14 protein-coding genes and 2 pseudogenes are annotated in these 17,055 nt (G+C 35.4%); 2 read left to right on the forward strand and 14 right to left on the reverse strand.

What is annotated here, in order from left to right; genetic code table 11:
• Nucleotides 1–120 precede the first annotated feature (120 nt).
• The 7 genes and pseudogenes from AC0VYV_RS20390 to AC0VYV_RS20420 all read right to left on the reverse strand — a co-directional run.
• Entirely contained in the window at nucleotides 121–1,071 is a 951-nt protein-coding gene (locus AC0VYV_RS20390) for an endonuclease/exonuclease/phosphatase family protein (RefSeq protein ID WP_475374196.1), read from the reverse strand.
• A gap of 539 nt (nucleotides 1,072–1,610) precedes the next feature.
• On the reverse strand, nucleotides 1,611–3,146 hold the full coding sequence (locus tag AC0VYV_RS20395; RefSeq protein ID WP_475374197.1) for a YifB family Mg chelatase-like AAA ATPase: 1,536 nt from the start codon (nucleotides 3,144–3,146) through the stop codon (nucleotides 1,611–1,613).
• 95 nt (nucleotides 3,147–3,241) lie between these two features.
• Nucleotides 3,242–3,508 carry a hypothetical protein gene (locus AC0VYV_RS20400; RefSeq protein WP_475366068.1) on the reverse strand — a complete coding sequence of 89 codons (267 nt, stop codon included), beginning with the start codon at nucleotides 3,506–3,508 and terminating at the stop codon, nucleotides 3,242–3,244.
• A gap of 138 nt (nucleotides 3,509–3,646) precedes the next feature.
• Nucleotides 3,647–4,003, reverse strand: a pseudogene (locus AC0VYV_RS20405) (transposase); the annotation flags it as partial.
• A 333-nt stretch (nucleotides 4,004–4,336) separates the two neighbouring features.
• Entirely contained in the window at nucleotides 4,337–4,897 is a 561-nt protein-coding gene (locus AC0VYV_RS20410; protein WP_475366069.1) for a DUF7686 domain-containing protein, read from the reverse strand.
• 209 nt (nucleotides 4,898–5,106) lie between these two features.
• Entirely contained in the window at nucleotides 5,107–5,301 is a 195-nt protein-coding gene (locus AC0VYV_RS20415; RefSeq protein WP_475374198.1) for a DUF7685 domain-containing protein, read from the reverse strand.
• A 523-nt stretch (nucleotides 5,302–5,824) separates the two neighbouring features.
• Nucleotides 5,825–6,265: pseudogene (locus AC0VYV_RS20420) on the reverse strand (IS21 family transposase); the annotation flags it as partial.
• 231 nt (nucleotides 6,266–6,496) lie between these two features.
• Between AC0VYV_RS20420 and AC0VYV_RS20425 the strand changes: the two are divergent.
• The gene (locus AC0VYV_RS20425; protein WP_475374199.1) at nucleotides 6,497–7,750 is read left to right on the forward strand and encodes a hypothetical protein; all 1,254 of its coding nucleotides are present in this window, start codon (nucleotides 6,497–6,499) and stop codon (nucleotides 7,748–7,750) included.
• 496 nt (nucleotides 7,751–8,246) lie between these two features.
• Complete coding sequence (locus AC0VYV_RS20430) at nucleotides 8,247–8,381, forward strand: hypothetical protein (protein WP_475374915.1); 135 nt, start codon at nucleotides 8,247–8,249, stop codon at nucleotides 8,379–8,381.
• Nucleotides 8,382–8,564: 183 nt separating this feature from the next.
• Here the strand turns inward: AC0VYV_RS20430 and AC0VYV_RS20435 are convergent, their stop codons facing one another.
• From AC0VYV_RS20435 to pseB, 7 genes are all read right to left on the reverse strand, one after another.
• Nucleotides 8,565–9,731, reverse strand: a complete 1,167-nt coding sequence (locus AC0VYV_RS20435; protein WP_475374200.1) for a nucleotide sugar dehydrogenase — start codon at nucleotides 9,729–9,731, stop codon at nucleotides 8,565–8,567.
• 400 nt (nucleotides 9,732–10,131) lie between these two features.
• A complete protein-coding gene (locus tag AC0VYV_RS20440) occupies nucleotides 10,132–11,379 on the reverse strand; it encodes a lipopolysaccharide biosynthesis protein (RefSeq protein WP_475374201.1) in 1,248 nt (415 codons plus the stop codon).
• A gap of 84 nt (nucleotides 11,380–11,463) precedes the next feature.
• Nucleotides 11,464–12,498: a pseudaminic acid synthase gene (gene pseI, locus AC0VYV_RS20445; protein WP_475374202.1), complete on the reverse strand. Its 1,035-nt coding sequence runs from the start codon at nucleotides 12,496–12,498 to the stop codon at nucleotides 11,464–11,466.
• A gap of 13 nt (nucleotides 12,499–12,511) precedes the next feature.
• Nucleotides 12,512–13,963 (reverse strand): UDP-2,4-diacetamido-2,4,6-trideoxy-beta-L-altropyranose hydrolase, encoded by a 1,452-nt coding sequence (pseG, locus tag AC0VYV_RS20450; RefSeq protein WP_475374203.1) that lies wholly within the window; start codon nucleotides 13,961–13,963, stop codon nucleotides 12,512–12,514.
• Entirely contained in the window at nucleotides 13,960–14,715 is a 756-nt protein-coding gene (locus AC0VYV_RS20455) for a cytidylyltransferase domain-containing protein (RefSeq protein ID WP_475374204.1), read from the reverse strand. Before AC0VYV_RS20455 ends, pseG begins: the two co-directional genes overlap by 4 nt.
• 99 nt (nucleotides 14,716–14,814) lie before the next feature.
• On the reverse strand, nucleotides 14,815–16,011 hold the full coding sequence (pseC, locus tag AC0VYV_RS20460; RefSeq protein WP_475374205.1) for a UDP-4-amino-4,6-dideoxy-N-acetyl-beta-L-altrosamine transaminase: 1,197 nt from the start codon (nucleotides 16,009–16,011) through the stop codon (nucleotides 14,815–14,817).
• Nucleotides 16,012–16,044: 33 nt separating this feature from the next.
• Complete coding sequence (pseB, locus tag AC0VYV_RS20465) at nucleotides 16,045–17,007, reverse strand: UDP-N-acetylglucosamine 4,6-dehydratase (inverting) (RefSeq protein WP_475374206.1); 963 nt, start codon at nucleotides 17,005–17,007, stop codon at nucleotides 16,045–16,047.
• Nucleotides 17,008–17,055: the final 48 nt, after the last annotated feature.

Here is a 17,055-nt window from a genome sequence, read left to right on the forward strand (position 1 = left end):
TAATGTCTCGCGGTATATCAAACGAGCCTTATAAGCAATTCTAGAGGTTTGATTATCTTTCATTGTACAAAACTTGAACTTTTTCACTGTTCTCGAACCGTCCCCTTAATTCCACCATTCTTATTTATGTATTTTAAATTCCCCTTCCTCGTAGGAAAATTTATTTGATTTCATTTTATTTGTTCCACTTTTTTGATCCCCAAACCTCTCTCTATTTGATGATTTTAGATCACTCTTATCAATCATTTCAGGCTTAAACTTAACTACTAAAGGAGAATGGTCACTTAAGTTCCCTTCTCTAAAATGATGCAAGTACTCAAATGACACTGGATTCAACGTCATTGATGCAAAGCAATGGTCGAACCGCCGATGAAAAAGTTTTTCTTTACGTTTTAAAACAAAGCTATATTCTCTTTTCTCAAAATCAAATAGCGTTCGAAAGACATCTCTTAAATCGTAATCTACTAAACCTTCAAATATACTTCTTTCTCCGTCATCCCACCTTTTCTTTTTTGAAGAGACTTTCCATATGCCATCTTTATGCAACATTTGTCCCCAGGTAATAACTTCTCCATCTTTAGTTTCTAGCTGCGGCGAATTAAAGTCTCCGCATAAAATACGATGATTTCTGGAATGACAGGCTAATTTATTAAAAATCCCTTCAAAGGTATCAATTTTCACCCAACCATTAGAAGAACCTGGCGGAATATGAGTATTATAGACCTCAATACATCCAAACGAACTATTCACTTGAACACCCAACACCCTTTCCTCCCATGGTATAGAAAAGTTATTGGCTACAGTGATTGGAAATTTACTCGCAACTAATAAACCGTACTTCCTTGGACCAGTTAACAAGCTAAGATCTTTTGTATTCTCAAATGTATGTATTGAATGTTGAAGACCTAACCCTTTGAGACCATCAACGTACCGATCAACGTTTGTTATGGTCATTTCTTGAAGTGCAACAACATCAGGCAACAAGCTGCTTATTGCTTCAAGCTGATGTTCTATTCTATTTCCACCACCTTGCCTTATGTTCCAAGAAAGAAGTGTTAATTTAGTCTGCATAACATTTCACCTCGCTTTTTCTCACTATATAACATATCTTTAGAATTCAGTTCGGTAGAATAAGCAAATAGTCCTTCTATAAAGAAGAAATCATATTTTAAGTTTCACTATACAACATTACCTTTTTCGTTAAACTCTTTAAACTGCTCAATAGCAATCGTTCTTTCTTCTCCGAACATGTTCAATATCAAATCACAAAGTCCCATTCATCGACACCCCTAACCATTCTTGCTTTTGCATTTGAAATGCTCGATTCACCATTCAAGTCAGCGATGTTCGCGCAAGGCTTATGATTTGGATTTGCACACTATTGCTGAATTCCTGTGCACTTGAGAAATAAATGCTCGTCAAGTCGCATCAATCAAACGTTTGTTTAACATGAAGATCAGTTTTTCATTATGGATGAGTGGAATCACGAGAACCGTCCGAGACCAGTAATTAAAAAAACAGCAGAGGGACGGAGGGACAGGTACATCGTCCCGGCGAACATCTATCAATAAATCATTTCCAGATTTACGACAAATTTCCTTGCCCCTCCTTCACTTCAACCCTTTCCTCACTCTCAATCGATGTCCATTCTCCTCCCCTCTCTTCTGTAACTTCACCGCCTCCCAAATATGACCATCAGAAATCGTCTTAACCTGTTGCAGGTCAGCAATAGTACGGGCTAGTCTTAAAATTTTAATCTGTGCTCTATTGCTTAAGTTGTTCTTTAAGGATAGCTGGCGAATCATATGCTGCTGACTGTTTGATAGAAAATTGCTTTTTGTTAATTGGTCGTATGAGACTCTGCCATTGCAAAGTTGTTCTCCATAGCGATCGTACTGCCTTTCCCTTGCTGCAGTTACTCGTTTTCGAAATTCATCTGAACTTTCCTTTTCTTTTTCCTGATCTGCTTGCAAATCTACTGGTTTTAGGGAAAGGTGAATGTCAAACCGGTCACGAATCGGACCTGAGAGTCGATTATGGTAGGCGATGATTTGTTTTGGAGTACAAGTGCAATAATGGGTCGGCGAATGAAGGTAGCCACAGGGACATGGATTCATCGCCCCTATCAGAATAAATTGAGCGGGGTAACTAACGGTTGAATGCGCACGGCTAATCGTCACCTTTCCGCTTTCAAGAGGTTGCCTTAACATATCGAGCGTCTTTTTTGTGAATTCAGCTATTTCATCTAAAAAGAGGACTCCTTTATGAGCAAGGGAAACCTCACCTGGCTTGGGATTTTGTCCTCCTCCAATAATGGAAACACCAGATGCAGAATGATGGGGATTTCGGAAGGGTGGCTCGCGGGATGATGCGGGGCTGCAGGTATTTAGCTGATACAAGCTCATGACTTCAAGTCGTGCTTCTTCTGTTAAAGGGGGAAGGATAGATGGAAAGGCTTCGGCAAGCATACTTTTTCCACACCCCGGGGGGCCTGACATGAATACATGATGCTCGCCCGCTGCTGCAATTTCTAATGCTCGCTTTGCGTACGAGTGGCCAACGACTTTTGAGAAATCAACTGTGCTCTCGATGATCGATTCTTCTTGTGTAATTGGTGGACGAAATGAAAGGATTGTCTGGCCGTAAAGGTGCTGAATGACATCACTTAATGTAGAAACATAAATCAAATCTAACCCATTAAATTCCAAGTGGGGTAACGCCTCATCAAAAGGCAGATATAACCTCTTAAGACCAAGCCTCTTCGCCGCCAATATGGCAGGCAACATCCCCTCTACCGGCCGAATTCCACCATCCAGGGAAAGAGCACCAATAAATGCAAAGTCTTCTGAGAGATTCACTTGAATTTCCTTCAAGCTGAGGAGTACGCCTATTGCCATAGGCAGATCAAACAATGGCCCATTTTTCTTCTGCTCCGCGGGAGACAGATTAATAATGATTTTTTGGTCGGTAAGGGAGTGATTCATAGAGTGAAGAGCTGCAGCTACTCTCTCCTTCGATTCTTTCACAGAAGCATCGGGTAGCCCCACAATAACGATGGTTTCCATCCCATCCACTGCCTGAACCTCCACTCTCACTCGATACCCTTCCAAACCTCTTAGTCCGATACTGGTAACGTTCGAAGACAAGCCAATTCCTCCTTATGCTTATCATAGCGAATGATTTTTTGAAAAAGTGTTCTGAATAAGGATTTATAATATCATTACAAACCCATATCCATCTTTCACTTTATGCGATCAATCACGCTTTTTGAGATCCCGGTTACTCTAGAGATCTGACGGATGGAAACTCCATTGATTCTTTTCATCTTTGCTAAAACAACATTTCGCTCTTCTCGATCCATTTGCTGTAGCATGCTGTTGCTAAGAATGCCTATTGTACGAAGATAGCCCCTAACCTGGTCATCTGAAAGTTTTATAGTCTCTTTGATATCTAGGCATTGATCTTGATTTGTCTCTTGCATATAAAGGATAAAACGTCGTCGAGCCATTTTCCGATCTTCAGAGAATAAACGTAACCCCCTGTCAATATCAACAAGCTTTATGATACGTACATACTCATGGATACTCGTCCACTTACTGTCCCATACACTTCTGACCAACTTTGCCTTAAGGGGATTCTGATGAATATATCTCAACACGGTCACAAAGTAGGCATCACTCTCCACGTTCTCACTATTAAATCTTTCCTGAAATAGATGGCCACATCTTTCATACTTTAAATTGTACCAATACACATAACTCGAGCTTAGCCTCTTCATAAAAATTGCGAGGCTCTCCTCTGTCTCCTTTACCAACAGGTGGACATGATTATCCATGAAGCAGTAGGCGTATAGTTCAATGCCACTTTTTATTTTGTATCGAGCAAGGACTTCTAAAAATTTCTCCTTGTCTTCCTCATCTTCAAAAATCGTCTGACGGTTAATCCCTCTGAAGACTACATGATAGACTCCAGAGCTACTTTTCTTTCTAGCTTTTCTTGGCAGATGAACATCACCTCTTTTTCGGCTGTTATTAAGAACGAAATTAGATACAAGTTGGGAATTCTAAGAAAGGAATTAGTGAAAAGGAAAAAAGAGTTAAACAAAAATGTGGTGGATAGATACTGGGGGGTACTTCTAAAAAAGGGGAAAAGAGGTGTCTTTTGTAATCACTAAACGGAAGCACTTTTATTTATTAGACACCAATACCAAGAATCCTTCAACAAAATCAATTTTAAATTGCGATAACAATGAAAAGAAGGATGACAGCGGGAGTATGCCTGTGTCCCGCCAACACTTTTGTGGGAAAGGATAAGACTCTGTACATCTGTTATGAACCTACTCCACATCGTCTGTCTTATCAAAGAATTTCATTTGAATTTGGAATCCTTCGAAGCTTTTAACCATCTCACCTATTCGTTCCCATGTATAAGGTTGTCCATCTATTACAATCATAGGTAGCGATGGGCTCATCTCATCGTGATCAATATGTCCAACTACCTCGTCATCAATGATGGATTGATATGTTTGACCGTTAGGAAATACCCCTACCTTTGTAAACCGTTTTGATACACCACGCTTCACTTTATCTACTAATCTCTCATATAATTCAGTTTGATTGCACTCTAGCTCACCATGCACCGCAAACTCGTAGCCATATTCTATATTCTCAGTAGCCTCCAAGAATAGACCCTCTGGATGAAGCCGCTGTTGAACTGTAAACATCCTACTAGTCCCAGAGTGATCGGTCACTTCTAAATCTTCAAGTATAGGCTCTAACCTAACTCCTACTTCATCGGCAACCACATCGTTAAAACAACAATCGCATAGCCGCTCCTGCCAAACATCAGTTAAAATAATGGTAGCTTCTCTATTCCCACAACGATCACACTTTTTCATAACTATCTCCCTTAATTAGATCATACTGTTCTTACGTTTTGTATTTTCTTTATTATGACATAATTTAAATGGGAGAAGTAAATTCAATTCATCACACACTTACAATTCTATTCTAGCGTTTATAGCTGGGGGACAAGGAGTCTGTCTCTCCAACTTCACTACCTGCAAAATGAAGATTAAAGCCACTATCATTTTTGATAGTGGCTCTCTTATGGCACGACTGGATCATTTTCTTGACCTAAGTGGATCAAATAGAAGGCAGAGATGGATCCTTCTTTACGGGTTGGGACGAGGAACCTGTCCCCATGTCCCACGTTAAAACAACGATCGCAAAGCTGCTCCTGCCGAACATCTGTCAAAACAATTGTAGCTTCTCTATCCCGACAACGATCACACTTTATCATAGGAACCTCCCTTAATTAGATCATACTGTTCTTATGTTTTCTTTATTATGACATAATCGAAATGGAAGTATAAAGTTCAATCCAGCCAATACTGGCAATCTTATTCTAGAGTTTATAGTTGGTACAAGGCAGCTTGTCTCTCCAACTTCACTATCTGCAAAATTAGTATCATAGCCACTATCATTTGTAATAGTGGCTAACTTATAGCACGAGTGGATCATTTTGTTGTCCTAAGTGGTTCAAGAAGATGGCAGCGATGGGTCTAACCTATTTCCTTCTTTAGTGGGACGAGGAACCTGTCCCCATGGCCTCACAATTCTATTCTCGCGTTTATAGCTGGGGACAAGGAGTCTGTCTTTCCAACTTCACTACCTGCAAAATGAAGATTAAAGCCACTATCATTTTTGATAGTGGCTCTCTTATGGCACGACTGGATCATTTTCTTGTCCTAAGTGGATCAAATAGATGGCAGAGGTGGATCCTTCTTTACGGGTTGGGACGAGGAACCTGTCCCCATGTCCCTTAATACCATAGTGAAAGCATAAACTTCTTTCTGCTCTCCATTTACTTCATATTTGCCAATCTCTCCCCAATCCATTTGAGCCTGTTTACCAGGAGAGGTTTCATATCGAACAGTCGCTTGCTTTTTAGGACTTGTACGATATGGCCTTACAAAGTCTCTAAGAATAGTCATCTTACCCTCATACCCTAATGCTTCTATCTCATCAAACAACACTGAACAGTTTGTCGTTCCTTCTTTTATTCTCGTTTTAAGATACTCTTTATACGGATCTAATTTACTTTCCGAAGTGGCTTGGCTGCTCTTCCTTTTAGGTATCTCATCACTTTTTATGTACTTTCGTATAGTCTTGGGATCAAACCCGGTTTCGTCAGAAATCGCAGTTATTGACCAACCTTTTTGAAAAAGTTCTCTAATCATAAAAAATTCCCCAGTCTGGACCATCACTCTACACTCCATGTCTAAAAGTTATATAGAATGATTATCCGTTATTAGTGGGGAATTTGGTACCGTTGTTATAAGGGATTTTATCACCGTTACTAACAATTCTAGCGTTTACAACTCTCCCAGTAATTCCATCCAGGCAACTTAGTGGTAAAAGAAGGGATTTAATTGAAGATATAGAAATGTCTTAGTTGTGAAAGTTAGTTTCATATTTTAAAAGAGGAGGTAAAGATGTTGGTAATTAAAACAAGTGATATATTTATTGCTGGCGGTCAGCCCAAAATCACTTATATACTAAGACAGGATTTACGCCTTGAAGAGCAACTTCGAGATTATTTAGATACCGGTTACAAACTACTGTCTATTACTGGTCCAACCAAAAGCGGTAAAACAGTACTATGTAAAAAGTTAATTTCAAAAGAAGATGGCGTATGGATTTTTGGAGGTCAAGTTAAATCAGAAGAAGATATTTGGAACATGATTAATGATAAGTTAGAAGTACATACCCAAGAAAATATTGAGAAGTCGAATGATAAGTCCGAAACTCTTTCTGATAAACTTGACGGTGGATTAAATGTAGGAATAGCGAAAACTGTTGCAACTCTAACAGAGGCTCACACAGAAAGATATGGAGATAAGTTATCAAAATCGTACTATAAAAATTCACGTCTTAGTGCAATTGATGCATTGCTTAGTAATGCCATGCCTTTAGTTATAGACGATTTTCATTATATTGATAAGGAAATTCAAACTTCAATTGTTAGATCATTAAAAGATCCTATTTTTGAGGGACTTAAAGTAATAGTGTTAGCTGTACCTCACCGAGCGTATGATGCTGTAAAGGTTGAAACAGAAATGACAGGTAGAGTACAACAATTAAGTATTCCACTTTGGAGTTATATGGAATTAAAACAAATAGCAAATAAAGGTTTTCCTGAATTAAATATCAATTGTTCAGATGTTACAATAACCGAGCTAGCTAAAGAGAGCTATGGTAGCCCGCATTTAATGCAGGAATTCTGTTTAAGGCTTTGTTTTAAAAATAAAATTCGTGCACGAGAAGATAATATCATGATAATTAATGAAATTGATGATGCATCGGATTTTTATAGGTATATCGTTAAATTATCTACATCTAAAATTGCTTTTGAGAGATTGGCAAGGGGACCAAGACAACGAACCGATAGAGTGAAGAGAAAATTTGCTGATGGTACTGAGGGTGATATATATTTAGGGATCTTAAAAGCGCTTTCTAAGACTGGTCCTAAGGTAGATATTAGCTATGAGGAGTTAAGAGAATCTTTGAAGCAAGTAATTGTTGGGAATGTACCACAGGCGCATGAAATTACTAGAGTATTAACTAAAATATCAGATATAGCAAAAGACGATATTGAAGGAGAACCCGTATTAGATTGGGTTAAAGAAGATGGCACAATATATATATCAGACCCATTTTTTGCTTTCTTCTTAAGATGGCATGATTAAAGCTCTTTAATCTTAAAAGAAAAACGTTTACTCTAGTTTAACCTTTACATCACATATAAATAAATGAATCAGAGGGTCGGTTCTGCTGGTTCATTTGCTTATACAAGGCAGAAAAACCAAATGCACTGAGAACAGAGGTACAGGACAATTCACCTTGCCCTTCTTTCATTTCAACCCTTTCGTTACTTTTATTCTATTTACGCTCTCATCTCCTCTCTTCTGTAGCTTAACCGCCTCCCAAATATGGCCATTAGGAAGCGTTCTAACCTTTTGTAAGAACCAACGGGACGGTTCTGCTGATTCATTTTTCTGCTCAACTCAAAAAAACAGGTGAGCTAATCAATAGAGTGGTTAGTCACCTGGTTCACTTATTTTACACTTTGGAAAAGACCTGTAAATCTAATTATGAATCACAAGAACCGTCCCTGTGATTCCTGTGATAGTGGCTCACTTATGGCACGAGGGGATCAATTTCTTGTCCTAAGTGGATCAAAAAATGGCAGAGGTGGGGCTAACCTATTTCCTTCTTCAGTGGGACGAAGAACCTGTCTCCATGGCCATCAATGAAACGGAAATCGATGACGGTGATGATCTTTTTAAGGATATGATTTTCTGGAATTTCATCGTATAATACGGAGTGAAAACTTGATTGCTTTGGCTCTTGTCGAAGCACAAGAAAGCCACCTAATGGTCGGTATTTGCTCGTACCCATTATACCCATTCAGGGGGTATTTCCATGGAAAAATAGGAAACTAGCTAAAAAGGTGATCTCAATCAGACTTTTTCACTGGTGTCGAACCCTCCCCGTAATTCCTTAATCTCTACTAAACAAATCTCTTGTGTAAACCTTGTCTTCTACTTCCTGTAAATCATCTGATAATCTATTAGCCACTATAACATCTGAAACTTTCTTAAACTCTTCAAAATCATTAATAACTCTTGAATTATAGAAATCATCTTCACCAAAAGCTGGTTCATAAACTACTACTTCAATGCCTTTAGCTTTAATACGCTTCATGACTCCTTGAATAGCTGATTGTCTAAAATTATCTGAATCCATTTTCATAGTTAGTCGATAGATACCTACAATCTTTGGTTTTCTTTTAATAATCATTTCCGCAACATGATCTTTCCTTGTTCTGTTAGCATCTACTATTGAGGCCATAATATTATTAGGGACATCTTCATAATTCGCCAGTAGCTGCTTTGTGTCTTTAGGTAGACAATAGCCACCATAACCAAAGGAAGGATTATTATAATGATTTCCTATTCGGGGATCGAGCCCGACTCCATCGATAATTTGTTTGGAATCTAACCCTCTTACTTCCGCGTAGGAGTCTAGTTCATTAAAAAAAGCCACTCTCATCGCAAGATATGTATTAGCAAAAAGTTTAACTGCTTCTGCTTCAGTTGAATTCGTGAACAACACATCAATCTTTTCTTTTAATGCACCTTCTATTAATAAATCAGCAAAAAGTTCTGCTCGATTAGATTTTTCTCCGACGACAATTCTTGTAGGATATAAGTTATCATGTAAAGCCTGACCTTCTCTTAAAAATTCAGGTGAAAAAATAATATTTTCAGTTTCAAATTTTTCCCTTATTTTTTCTGTATACCCTACTGGTACTGTTGATTTAATAATCATTACTGCGTCTGGATTAATAGACAAAACATTGGCAATAACAGCTTCAACCGTTCTTGTATTAAAATAATTCTTTTTGGGATCATAGTTAGTTGGGGTTGAAATAATGACATATTCTGCATCTTTAAATGCTTTATAATTGTCCGTAGTTGCATTTAAATTTAAATCTTTTGTTGCTAAATATTCTTCAATCTCTTTATCACCAATGGGAGATCTTTTATTATTTATCATATCAACTTTTTCTTGAATAATATCAAGAGCTATAACTTCATTATGCTGGGCTAATAAAACAGCATTGGATAAACCAACATAACCCGTGCCTGCAATTGTTATTTTCAATAGAATCACCTCTTTAATAATTAATTAATCCATAGAATGAATGATGATTTTTTGATTAAAATGTTTGACTAAAAAACCATTCATTTATTAATCTCTCTCTATAATCTATATGCAAGTATATTAAACTTTTAAGAACTTCCTAATGAAACAACTTCAACTACATCATACTTCTCCTCTGATCATATAATTAATAATTCGTTCCCTTGAAAGATAAGGCTAGATAACACTAACAGCGTCACAAATCAATGGCACTATTCTAAACACTCTTTAACTATGAATCACGAAAACTATCTCCATGATTCAGATTAATGAAATTTTACTTTACATGCTTTATACTCTCACAAAAAGGTGCCACACTTAATCCAGTTATTAAGAAAGGTGCGTTTTATCGTAATATTTATTATTTATAACTTATCTTATAACTAGCTCTAAGAATAAATAGAAACCTAACTAATTCAGCAATAATTGTGGAAAGGACCGCACCATATAACCCAATCAAAGGAATAGCTAGTATATTAATAATAATATTTAGTGTAGCCGCGAATGTACTACTAGTTGCAATAGCTCTTGTTTTTTTAGAGTAAAAGAGCTTTGCTACTGGTATAAAGTAAAAGCCTTTCACTATTTGACCTATAAGTAAAAATGGTATGAGTGTAATTGCTCCATGATATTGATTTGCAGTGAAAAATTTAATTGCATAGATAGCAGTTGGTATGGATGCTATCCCGAAAACCAGAACGACAAAGGAAAATATATGAAGTAGCTTATTTGCTTTTTTTTCATACCCCTCCTTCCTTAACCTAGTATACCTGGGTATTAAAGCATTGTTTATACTAGTAAAGAATAATGATAATACCATTGAAACTTGTGCTGCTAAAGCATAGATACCTATATCAGATATATCGACATATTTTTCCAGGATAATCCTGTCAGATGAACTAATAATCCATCCACTTGCAACGTGTGGTAATAAAGGCAAACTAAAAAATAGACTTTGTTTTACATATAGCCAATTTAATGAGATTTTATAGGACCTAAACTGGATGATAAATGTAGTTAAAACCAGTAAAAAAGTTATTATCAATTGGGAAATTAATGCGCTTTCTGCTCCTAATCCTCTAACTATTATTAAATAAGTAGTTATACCCATAATAAATAATGTTTTAAGTACATTAATCAAAACAAAATATCCAGCTTTTTCTTCTGCTCTTAAAAGGGCAAGTGGTAATGCCAGTAAAGCAGAGACCCAAGATAATCCGATTAAATAGTAATAATATGGATTTACAGAAATATTCTTAAATAGTAATAAGCCAATTGGATTACTAAATATTAATAGGAGAATTGCTAAGGCAGTAGAAAAAATTAAAACAAAAACAAATATAGTCCCTAAATACTCTTTTTGTTTATCCTGATTATCTAAGAAATCATAAAAAAAACGTGCAACAGCTGAATGTAGAGAGAGCAATAAAACCAGTTGCAGGAGACCAACAAGTGTTTGAATAGTGGTCATTATTCCATACTCCGCTGGTGATAAATAATCTGTATATATAGGGAGCATGAGCAACCCCACTATAGGAGTTAACATACTTCCAATTGTATACAACACTGAATTTCTTAGAAATATATTGTTTTGGAGTTTCTTCAACATAAATACTCTACTTCACTTCCCAAATGCTTATTTACCCTCTCTTAGGGTTTTAGAATTAACATCAGAGCAATATTTTTTAATTTCTTACTTTACGAGATCCCAAGTAACTGGGGTTCCTTTAGATATATCATGCCTTGCTTTTTTACCAATAACAGCCCCTAAATGTTTGGGTTTTAATCCATAACCCGGCCTAATTGATCTAACATTCTGTTCAGTGAAAAAATCACCTTCTTTAACTTCTTTTACAACAAATAAAGAACGAGAAAGTTCTCTACTTTTACGTTTTTTTTCAGAAAGCTCATAATCTACGTTTCCTAATGATTTTTCTGCATCTCTTACTGATTCAACAAGAATTTTAAATTCTTTTTTATCCATCGAAAAACTAGCATCTGGTCCACCGATGTCTTTATCTAATATGAAATGTTTTTCTATAATTCTTGCTCCTAAAGCAACAGAAACTATCGGAACAGTGCTCCCCAAAGTATGATCAGATAAACCTACTTCAACGTTAAATGTTTTCTTTAAATTCTTCATTGTATTTAAGTTCGCATCTTCGATCTTTGCTGGATATGCGGAAGTACACTTCAATAAAGTGATTTGCTCGTTACCAACTCTTTTACAAGCACTTACAGCATCATCTATTTCACCAAGCGAAGCAATTCCAGTGGAAATAATAATAGGTTTACCTTTTGAAGCAATGTATTCTATTAATGGAATATCCGTTATTTCAAATGACGCAACCTTATAAGCTGGTACATTTAGATCTTCTAAAAAGTCAACGGCTGTCTTATCGAACGGGCTTGAGAAACAAATTAAATCAAGTTTTTCTGCATAATTTATTAACTCTTCATGCCACTCCCACGGAGTATAGGCTTCTTTATATAGATCATATAAGATCTTCCCATCCCAAATTGTACCTTGGTCTATTTTGAAATACTCATTGTTGCAGTTAATAGTTATAGTATCAGCTGTATACGTTTGTAATTTAATTGCATCCGCTCCGGCTTCTTTTGCTGCTTTTATAGTTCTTTTTGCAATTTCAATGTCATGACCATGATTAGCAGACATCTCAGCAATTATTAAAACACTTTTGGAAGTGTCGAAATTCCCAATATTCACTTAATTTCCCCCTTCATTGTAGTGGATAGATATACTTTAATAGTCCGTCCTCATTTTCACATAGTTTAAAATTCGAATTCTCAAAGAGTTTTTTTGATGAGATATTACTTTCTGACACATAAGCTACAATAGTATTCAAATCTTCTCTTTCATTTTTAATGCATTTTAAACTTTGATTTAGAAATATATAACTTAATCCTTTTCCCTTCAATGATTTACATAAGCTAATGCTTACAATTGCTGAATCACCTTGCATTTTATATCTTAATTGTCCTAAAAATGTGTTCATATGGTCAGTTATTACATAAAAAACATGTTCATTTGAATTTTTAACATCATCAAACCATCTTACATGCTCTTCCCAATTGATTTTACTACTATTAATCGAAAACTTTCTAACGTAATCTTCATTAGAAAGCTTAAAAACATCATAACTGTCTTCTTCTTTTACTTTTCTTAGAGAATATTTATCATCGATTTCGTTTGTTGAGGTTAATATTTCAATAATTCTTTCACTACCTAACCCATCAATAGTTTTTTTGTATTTGTTAATTAAATCATTTCTAATATTCATGTCCATTAATTCTTCAAATTCAAACGCTATATTCTCCAATAAGTTCTCATCTTTAAATTCAAGGACATTTCGAACTAAATCCCATTTTTTCAATCCTGCAACATTGTTCTCTTGATTATCAACTAATTTTATTGGAATGAATGGTGTCTGAGTCGCTATTAGCTCATAAATAGTTTGTCCCGCTGCTGTTACAGCGATATCACACTCCAACATAATTTTCTTCATTTCTTCGCCTGTAACACTATAATGATAAAAAATATTTTTGGCAGTGTTTTTCTTGATTTCATCAATATTATTAAATCCATCCCCAATTACTACATGTATATTCAACCATGAATATTCACTACTAAATTGATTTAAGATTGATGGAGTGAGATTATGTACATCAGATCCTCCCATCGTTAATAGAACATCCTTTACTTTAGAGTTTATTGAGTCCCTTTTAACTTTGATAAAAGGATCTCTTAAAATAATATAATCTGCCCCAAGTAAATAACGATTAAATTTACTACTAGGATAATTAATAACATCAGAAATAAGTGATGGATTAACTACAATACCTTCCGGATATTTAACCCTCCCGTTATCATCAATAAAAACGCTCTTTTTTGCACACTTCGAAATTACTCTATAAATTTCTTCACTCGCCAAATAAGAATCTACAATACAATAATCATTTTTTTCAATATATTGATTCAAGAACTCAGCAGATAACCAATTTATTATTCTGCTGTTTCGCTTTTTCACAAGCTCTATATTTCCTATATCTCCATTGATAATAAATTCAACCTTAATGTTCCGAAAAAATAACTCATCATATAGGGAACTACATCTAGTAACATGTCCTAATCCTAATTCATTACCACCCTCAGTAAATATTAGCACTCTCATTCTTTCAAACCCTGTGTAGTATTAAGTTTCTTTTGTTCTATATGTGAGTTCATTTTGAAGAGGTGTGGTTCTCGAATTAATAGTTTAATAATATCATCAAGATAAAAAGCATGCTTTTTATTATATAGTCTTAAATATATTTCATTCATTAAATCGAAGTCCTCTTGAGTATCCAATGTGAGTCGATACTTTGAATAATCGATTTCATTCTTATAAAAAAGTTTATTATTACTTTGTTCATATATGTAGGGAGTAACGTGTTCTCTCTGATAATTTTGGGATGCATTAACATAAGCATTTTTTAATACAGCGAAAGAAAAAATTTCTGTATCTAATCCACGAGGAAAAGTTCTATTATTATTTTCCGATCCTGCATTTGTGACTAGTTCTACTTCTTGATTTAGATAAGTTTTAATCATTTCATCAATTATATTCGGATCTATTACGGGACAATCTGATGTTATTCTAACAATAACATCAAAACCATTATTTTTAGATGCATGATAGTATCGGCTGAGAACGTCATCTTCACTACCTCTAAAGATTTTAACACCACATTCAATTGCTTCTGCTTCAATAACATTGTCAATCTCATTTACTGTAGTTGCTACTACAACTTCTTCTACTAATTGTGCTAGTTTCACCCTTTCTATGACATGGGACAAAACAGTTTTCCCTTGAAGATTTTTCATCACCTTACCTGGAAGTCTTGTTGATCCCATTCTAGCCTGTATAATTACCCCAACTTTCATATCTTCCCCCTACTTCCTATCACAATTAATCTTTGTTTCAAAACAATAATAATGATATTTTCAAATTGAACTAAAAACTCAAAAGTTACTATAGTTAAATTAGTTTGTTAACGTAGACTGAGTATTTTTCGAGTGTTTGGAAATGACTTTCTTAATCCTACTTATAACATACTTCACATCTTTTTCACTCATTGATGGGAATAGAGGAATTGTTATTATTTCCTCATATAACTTTTCTGCATTAGGACAAATCCCCTTTTCATAACCTAACTCTTGGTAGTATGAAAGTAAATGAACTGGTATATAATGAACGTTAACACCGATATTTTCCTTGAGCAATCTTTCAAAAATTACTTTTCTATCTACAGTTAATTGGTCCGATTTTAAACGAATAATATAGATGTGCCAACTTGAATTTCCTTCTTCAGCTTGGTATGGCAGGGTGATTTGAGGAACTTCACCAAAGGCTTTGTTATACATCGCAGCATACTTTCTTCTTAGTTCTACAAATCGATCAATTTTCTTTAACTGACTAGCTCCTAATGCTGCTTGAATATCCGTTAACCTATAGTTATAGCCTAAAAATTGCATTTCATAATACCATGGCCCTTGATCTTCCTTTATCTTCTCTTTATCACGAGTAATACCATGAGATCTGAATTGTATTAATTTTTCGTAATATTCTCTACTATTTGTGGTGATTACTCCACCCTCTCCACTGGTAATGTGTTTAACAGGATGCAAGCTAAACATGGTCATATCACTTATCGATCCTATTTTTTTCTCCTTATAGGTAGCGCCTACTGCATGGGCAGCATCTTCAATTACCACGAGATTATGCTTTTTGGCTATTGCCCTTATTTCCTCTAGCGCAACAGGTTGACCTGTGAAGTGAACGGGAATGATTGCTTTTGTTTTATGAGTAATAAGTTCTTCAACCCTTCTGAAATCAATATTATAAGTCTTATCATCAATATCAGCAAAAACGGGTTTTCCCCCTTGGTATAATACACAATTAGCACTTGCTGCAAATGTCATTGGTGTAGTAATTACTTCATCGTCTTTACTAATACCAGCAGCAAAACAAGCCCCATGAAGTGCTGCAGTACCGTTAGAAAACGATACTGCAAATTCAGCTCCAACATAATTGGCGAACTGCTCCTCAAAAGCATTTACAGATGGACCTGTTGTTAAGTATTCCCCTTTTAGTACATTTACTACGGCTTGTATATCATCTTCATCAATCCATTGACGTCCATACGGTAAATACTTCTGACTTTCAACATTATTTCCCAAGTTAAACACCCTTCCATTTAGTGTTGAATTTATTTACTCCTTCACTAAACTCTTTAGCTCATCTACAGTTAACCATTGATCATTAACATTACTAATGTAACTAAATCCTTCTTCTAATGATTTTCCACCATTTGAGTACTCTTCACGCCACCATGGAAATTCAGGTTGAATAACATAGTATTTTTCATATTCCAGTGTTCTACGAGCATCATCTTCAGTTATCATCGCTTCGTGAAGTTTTTCACCTGGTCGAATACCTACAATTTTAACATTACATTCTGGTGCGATTGCTTGTGCTAAATCAGTAACTTTCATACTTGGAATCTTAGGTACGAAAATTTCTCCGCCCTTCATGCGTTCAAGGTTATCGATTACAAATTGAACTCCCTTTTCTAAGGTGATCCAAAAACGTGTCATACGTTCATCAGTAATAGGTATTTCACCAGAATGTTTGATTTGATTGAAAAATGGAACAACACTTCCTCGACTACCAACAACATTACCATAACGTACTACTGCAAACCTTGTCTCTTTGTCACCAGCATATGAATTAGCCGCTACAAATAATTTGTCTGATGCTAATTTGGTTGCGCCATACAAATTCACAGGACTGGCTGCTTTATCAGTACTAAGGGCAATAACTTTTTGAACCCCTCGATCAATTGCTGCTTCAATTATATTTTGTGCTCCATGAATATTAGTCTTTACAGCTTCAAAAGGATTATATTCACACGCTCCAACATGCTTTAAAGCAGCCGCATGGATTACAATATCAACTCCATCAAAAGCCCGATATAATCTATCCTTATCACGAACATCGCCAATGAAAAATCTAACTCTTGGATCTGTAAACTCTTGTGCCATTTCAAATTGTTTTAATTCATCTCTACTAAAAACAATAACTTTTTTTATATCTTGTTCTAAGACTTTTTTTATAAATTTTTTACCAAATGATCCTGTACCACCAGTTACTAAAATTGTTTTATTACTTAACATAATTAATCCTCCAATAATTTAATTAAATTGAACGTGATTTTATTAACA

The organism is Anaerobacillus sp. QJM3NY_17 (assembly GCF_056173665.1).